This is a genomic window from uncultured Corynebacterium sp., assembly GCF_937999985.1.
Lineage (GTDB): Bacteria > Actinomycetota > Actinomycetes > Mycobacteriales > Mycobacteriaceae > Corynebacterium.
The window spans coordinates 1-5,996 of sequence record NZ_CALLDG010000049.1 but is presented as its reverse complement, the minus strand read 5'-3'; the positions used below and the strand labels follow the sequence as shown (position 1 = coordinate 5,996).

Here is a 5,996-nt window from a genome sequence, read left to right as displayed (position 1 = left end):
TTGCGGGCATCCATCTGCGCGGTGATGCGGTGGAGATGGTAATGGTCAAACCCGAGGGCAAGTACCGCGCGAACGGCTTCACTAGCGAATCCTTGCCCACCGTGTGCCGGGTTCAAAACCCACCCGATCTCGCCCTGGCGGTGCTCCTTGTCTGTAAGCCACAGTGCGACGTCTCCTATGGGGGTGCCGTCATGCTCGATGACTAGCGCAAGTGCAGCAGCCTCACCATCAAGGTCAGTTTTTGATAGCCGCTCCACGAGCTTGTCACGGGTAACTTCCACAGTCCATGGCTCGTCCAACAGGTAACGAGCAACGCCAGGTTGCGAGTACAACTCGTGAAGCCATGCGACATCGCCCATCTCATGCAGACGGAGTCGAAGTCGTTCTGTCACCAACGGCCACTGGGCGACGGTCACGAGATCGCGCTGGTAATGGAACAACTCCTCGCGCTGCCCTGCGGGCGTGGTCCCTACGCCTCGTCCGGTCTCGCGGAATCCCGCCGTCGTCAAGCAGTGCTGGGAGGCCTTGTTTTCCGGAAGCGTGCGTGCCGTCAGGGTTCGAAGTCCACTGGTGCGCGCAAAGCGTGATGCCAGCTCCAAGCCCCGACGGGCATGCCCACCTTCTCGCGCACCGGGATGAATCCAGAACCCGACCTCGGCAGCATCGGAGCTGACATCAAAGAGAACCATGGAACCCACGAACTGGTCGGTCTCGGCGTCGGCAAGCGCAAGGACTGCCAACGTGCCGGAAGAGAGGCCTGCTGCGACCTCGTCACAGATCATCCGTCGCACGGACTCGGGGGTGTAGTCAGGTTCAGGTAGGTGAGCAAAGCGCCGCACAGCTCCATCTTTGGTGCCTGCTGCATACGCATCTGCGTCCAGTTCGGAGAGAGGGCGCAGGCAAGTGTTCTCAAAAGTGATCGGAAGGTTGGTGGCATCCAGCATGTCCCAAAACTAACACAGTTCGGATAGGTGGTTCAAGCAGGTTTAGCTAGGCTGGTGTGGTGAGTTACTGGGAACATCGAAAGCCTGTGCAGCGTCTCCGCGCCGTGGATATTGCGGAGGTTGCGAGAGTATCGGTAAGGCTGTTGGACGAAGGTGGATTGAGGGCTCTCACCATGAGAGCTGTGGCGCAACAGGTGGGCGTCGCCCCAGCTAGCTTGTACTCCCGCGTGGAGTCAGTCGACGACTTATTCGACCTCGCCCTCGATACAGCGCTTGCAGACGACCCCGCAATGTCCGAGTCGATCAGCAACGCCGACCTGCCCACCCTGATGCAGGCTTTCTTTACGCACCTCACGACCCACCGGTGGGCCGGTCAAGTCATCGGCATGCGCGCCCCCAGAGGCCCTGCTTACCTGGCGCTTTCTGAGCGCATGTGTGTCCTGCTTGAACGAGAGGGCGTCCCGGATCCGTTGGGAACTGCCTACCGGCTATCAAACCTAGTGATCGGCGCCGCCCTGACGGCCCCCATGGCGCCCGACGAAAAGCGTGTTGCCATCGACCCCGAACAAGCCCCAACTTATGCGCGCCTCCACGCGGCGCACCACATTAGCCCACAAGAAATCCTCTCCGAGGGTATCAAGAAACTTTTGTCTTGACGGAACCATCCCATTTCGGGCAGAGGCAGTGCGAGGAATACTTAGAAATGGCGAGAGGAGGCTCAGTTGGGCCAGTTGTGGAGTGGCTGGGCTAGGGATTACTCGACTGCCCCCCCTTTTTTTGTTTTGCACCCCTAAGGGGTGCGGAATTTAGTTAAGCTCGGTGGGGATGAATCTGAAAGGCTTTCAGTTAGACACCTTCCTAGCTTTAGTGATGGCTCTCAGCTCGGCGGCGTTCCTCGCGTTGGGACGCATGCTCTTCGGCGCCCTTGGGTGGTACATGTTCGTGACTATCCCCCTTTCGTTTGTGTTCGCCGGCGGGCTCTACGTTCTTTGGAAGATTCCAGTGCGTATTGACGTGGAGGATTCTTCGGGGGTGTCGCACAAGGTTTTCGGCTGGCGAGAGTCGTGGGCTTTCATTATTGTCAGCGCGTTCTTGGTTCTAACAGGCTTTTTTCTGGTGGATTTCACCGATGTCGAAGAAGATACGAAATCTATGTTCACGGTGCTTGTCGGGCGGCGAGCGAACAAAATATCTGAAGTGCTTTGTTTGCTCAGTTTTGTGGGTGCGGTCGTGTCTTACATTGTGGCGCTAGTCGTTGCGATAAAGGGGCGGAAAACGTCGGAGGGCTAACTGCGACGGGTTTTCGTGCATTATCGGATACGGGGACTGGTTCTGTCGTCCGATGTTGCGGCAAGGGAAGAATAACCGCTGAATTAAAGTATTGATGTCAATGCAGACCGAGTGGTCTACTTTGTGGCATGACATTGATTGACTCTCGCACCCCATATCGCCCGACCGTTCGCGCTGCGGAACCAAATCTTCGCACGGAACACTTGACCACCTGCAGCGTGGACCCCACCGATCCTGCGCAGCTGCGCCGCGCGTTCGCACACGTCCCTACTCCGTTGGCCACGGCCGCGGCCGTCATCGACGGCCAGCCTGTAGGGATGGTTCTGGGATCCTTCGTGGTTCACAGCCTGGAGCCTGCGCTGGTTAGTGTGAGCATCCAAGCTTCCTCGCGCACCTGGCCTCTCTTGCGTGATGCTGGCCGTATCGGACTCAGCGTTCTGTCCGAACATAACCGCCACGTCATTGACAACTTCTGCCGCCCTTCCGATCAGCGCTTCGATTCCCTCGACTACTTCACGGTTGGTCAGGCGATTCTCTTCCCGGATGCTTCGCTCCACATCACCGCAGAAATCGTCGAAGAAATCACGGTTGGCGACCACACTATGGCTGTTCTGCAAGTTGTCGACCTTAGTCACCGCGTGGGCGCGGGGCTCGACAGGCCGCGTCCACTGGTGTTCCATCAATCGGAAGTGACTACCGCGGCCGCGTAGTCCACTGATTTTCTGGCCAAATACCCATGTGGGGGTAGGAAGCTAGGCGAATTATTTGCTTAATTATTTATGTGAAGTCCAGGGGGTTTGCCGGACTCATAGGTTTGCGCGACCGTATTGAAAACGTTGTTTCATTAAAATATTCGCGCAGGTTTGTATCGTTGAAGATGTATCGATTTCCGAAAACCGGAGCGTACAGCGCTTGCGGCTAGCACCCAGCGCATTTTTGATCGAGAAAATTTCCGATCCAACTAATCGAGATTCTTCGAGGAGAGATTTCGCCGATGACCCAGTCCACCGGCTCCAGCGACACCAGCATCGACCTTTTGTGGCTTTCCGAGCCCGACATGATTGAAGCGGGGGTGACGGATTCCGCTCGATGCGTCGACGTTATGGAGGAAACCCTGATCCTGCTGGATAAGGGCGACTACCGAATGGCCGGCGCATCCGCTAACTCCCACGGCGCGCAGGTGAACTTCCCGGACAACCCCGAGCACGAAGGTATGCCCGCCAACGGCCCCGACCGTCGCTTCATGGCTATGCCCGCATACCTCGGCGGCCGCTTCAACGGCGCAGGCGTGAAGTGGTACGGCTCCAACGCGGAGAACCGCGCCAACGGCCTGCCGCGCTCCATCCACGTCTTCGTCCTCAACGATGCCGTCACCGGCGCCCCGAAGGCCATCATGTCGGCCAACCTGCTGTCCGCGTACCGCACTGGTGCAGTTCCCGCTGTGGGCGTCAAGCACCTCGCCGTAGAGAACGCAGAGACCGTAGGCATCATCGGACCGGGCGTCATGTCCCGCACCATCCTGGCCTCCTCCATCACCCAGCGCCCCAGCATCAAGACGGTAAAGATCAAGGGCCGCAGCGCCGGTTCCACCGAAAAGGCAGCACAGTGGATCCGCGACCGCTTCGAAAACCTGGACGTCCAGATTGTCGACAGCGAGCAGGAGGCCATCGAGGGCAGCGACATCCTGATCGCCGGCACCTCCACATCCCCGGACGGCCCGCAGGCCTTCCCGTACTTCAAGCGCGAGTGGCTCAAGCCCGGCGCGCTGGTGCTGTGCCCCGCAGCGGCCCGCTTCGACGACGACTTCATCAAGTCCGACGAATCCAACCTGGTGCTGGACTACGACGGCCTGTACAAGGAATGGTTCCAGGAAAACGGCCCGGACGTCACCTACGAGCGCCTGCTGGGAATCCCCGGCAACCGTTGGTGGGACATGGTCGAGGAGGGCACCCTGCCGAAGGAGAAGCTGCACAATATCGGTGCCATCGCTGCAGGTAAGGCTCCAGGCCGCGCGAACGACGAGCAGATCTTCTTCTACTCCATCGGCGGCATGCCCGTCGAGGACGTTTCCTGGGCCACCGAGGTGTACGAAAACGCCCTGGAGAAGGGCATCGGCACCAAACTGAATCTCTGGGACACCCCGGAGCTAACCTAGGAGCCTGAACGAACCATGGAGTTCAAAAGCATCGACCAGGTTATCGACTTCATTAAGTCGGAAAACATTCGCTACCTGGACATTCGCTTTACCAACATGTTCGGCCTGGAACACGGGCTGACTGTCCCGGCTCGCGAGCTAACCCCCAAGGCGGCGGAGGACGGCTTCGCCTTCGACGGCTCCTCCATCCCCGGCTTCTCCACCGTGGATAAGTCGGATATGACGCTGATCCCGGACCCGACGACCGCCTACGTAGACCCGTTCCGCGACCACCCCACGCTGAACATGCAGTTCTTCGTGCAAGACCCGCTGACCCGCCAGCCGTACCGCCGCGACCCGCGCACCATCGCGCGCAAGGCGGAAAACTACCTCAAGGAAACCGGTGTGGCGGACACTTGCTCGATCGGTGCGGAGGCGGAGTTCTACGTCTTCGATTCCGTCCAATACGCCTCCGACACCAACATGTCCTTCCACCGCGTGGATTCCGACGAGGGTTGGTGGCGCTCCGGCGAGGAGACGATGATGGACGGCTCGCCGAACCGAGGTAACCAGATCCGCATCAACGACGGCTACTTCCCGGTCGCCCCGTACGACAAGACCATCCCGGTGCGCGACGACATTGCGTACAACCTGGAGAAGGTCGGCTTCGAGATCGAGCGCTTCCACCACGAGGTCGCCACCGGCGGCATCCAGGAGGTCAACTATCGCTTCGATACTCTGCTGGCCGCCGCTGACGACCTGCAGACTTTCAAGTACGTGGTGAAGAACACCGCCGAGCAGCACCGCAAGACCGCCACCTTCATGCCGAAGCCCCTGGCCGGTGACGGTGGTTGCGGTATGCACGCCCACCAGTCGCTGTGGAAGGACGGCAAGCCGCTGTTCTACGACGAGACGGGCTATGCGGGCCTGTCCGACATGGCGCGCTATTACATCGGTGGTCTGTTGCACCACGCCCCGGCGGTGCTCGCCTTTACGAACCCCACCGTTAACTCTTATCGACGCCTATATTCCGGCTTCGAGGCACCCGTCAACTTGGCCTATTCGCAGTCCAACCGCTCGGCGGCCATCCGCATTCCGCTGACCGGCGATAGCCCTGCGGCCAAGCGTATTGAGTTCCGTGCGCCGGATCCGTCCTCGAACCCCTACCTGGGCTTCGCAGCTCAGCTGATGGCAGGGCTGGACGGCATTCTGAACCGCATCGAACCGGGCGAGCCGACGGATAAGGACCTCTACGAGTTGCCGCCTGAAGAGGCGAAGAAGGTGCCGAAGGTCCCGCACTCGCTCGAGACCGCCCTGGCAGCAATGGAGGAAGACCACGACTTCCTGACCGCCGGGGGAGTCTTCGACGAGGACTTCCTGCAGGCCTATGTGCGCCTGAAGTACGAGCTGGAGATCCAGCCGCTGCGCCAGGGGCCAAGCCCGAAGGAGTTTGAGCTGTACTACAACGTGTAGTTAGCTGCGCGCTACGGCGCGGAGCTGGTCACGCGCTAGAGCGCGAAGCTAGTTGACTAGCGCCGCGTCCAGGTGCAGAAGCGGTAACGCAGGGGCCGCTCGGGATTGACCTCTTGGTCGACCGGGTGGCCCTTTAGCGATTCCTGCCACTCCTC

6 protein-coding genes are annotated in these 5,996 nt (G+C 59.9%); 5 read left to right on the top strand and 1 reads right to left on the bottom strand.

Annotated elements, in window-relative coordinates; all coding sequences use genetic code 11:
• Positions 1 to 944 (bottom strand): GNAT family N-acetyltransferase (locus tag Q0331_RS02130; RefSeq protein WP_298074448.1); only part of this gene is annotated, 944 nt, incomplete at its 3' end.
• Positions 945 to 1,000: 56 nt separating this feature from the next.
• Here Q0331_RS02130 and Q0331_RS02125 point away from each other — a divergent pair.
• The 5 genes from Q0331_RS02125 (at position 1,001) to glnA (ending at position 5,841) form a co-directional block, all read left to right on the top strand.
• The gene (locus tag Q0331_RS02125; protein WP_367274949.1) at positions 1,001 to 1,600 is read left to right on the top strand and encodes a TetR/AcrR family transcriptional regulator; all 600 of its coding nucleotides are present in this window, start codon (positions 1,001 to 1,003) and stop codon (positions 1,598 to 1,600) included.
• Between the two features lie 169 nt (positions 1,601 to 1,769).
• Positions 1,770 to 2,234 carry a hypothetical protein gene (locus tag Q0331_RS02120; RefSeq protein ID WP_298074446.1) on the top strand — a complete coding sequence of 155 codons (465 nt, stop codon included), beginning with the start codon at positions 1,770 to 1,772 and terminating at the stop codon, positions 2,232 to 2,234.
• A gap of 128 nt (positions 2,235 to 2,362) precedes the next feature.
• Positions 2,363 to 2,944, top strand: a complete 582-nt coding sequence (locus tag Q0331_RS02115) for a flavin reductase family protein (RefSeq protein WP_298074444.1) — start codon at positions 2,363 to 2,365, stop codon at positions 2,942 to 2,944.
• A 284-nt stretch (positions 2,945 to 3,228) separates the two neighbouring features.
• Entirely contained in the window at positions 3,229 to 4,389 is a 1,161-nt protein-coding gene (locus tag Q0331_RS02110; protein ID WP_298074442.1) for a tyramine oxidase subunit B, read from the top strand.
• Positions 4,390 to 4,404: 15 nt separating this feature from the next.
• Entirely contained in the window at positions 4,405 to 5,841 is a 1,437-nt protein-coding gene (glnA, locus tag Q0331_RS02105; protein ID WP_298074440.1) for a type I glutamate--ammonia ligase, read from the top strand.
• Positions 5,842 to 5,996 lie beyond the last annotated feature (155 nt).

Coding starts and splice junctions, on each gene's coding strand:
- Q0331_RS02120 (WP_298074446.1), top strand. CDS start 1,770: ATGAATCTGAAAGGCTTTCAGTTAGACACCTTCCTAGCTTTAGTGATG.
- Q0331_RS02115 (WP_298074444.1), top strand. CDS start 2,363: ATGACATTGATTGACTCTCGCACCCCATATCGCCCGACCGTTCGCGCT.
- Q0331_RS02110 (WP_298074442.1), top strand. CDS start 3,229: ATGACCCAGTCCACCGGCTCCAGCGACACCAGCATCGACCTTTTGTGG.
- glnA (WP_298074440.1), top strand. CDS start 4,405: ATGGAGTTCAAAAGCATCGACCAGGTTATCGACTTCATTAAGTCGGAA.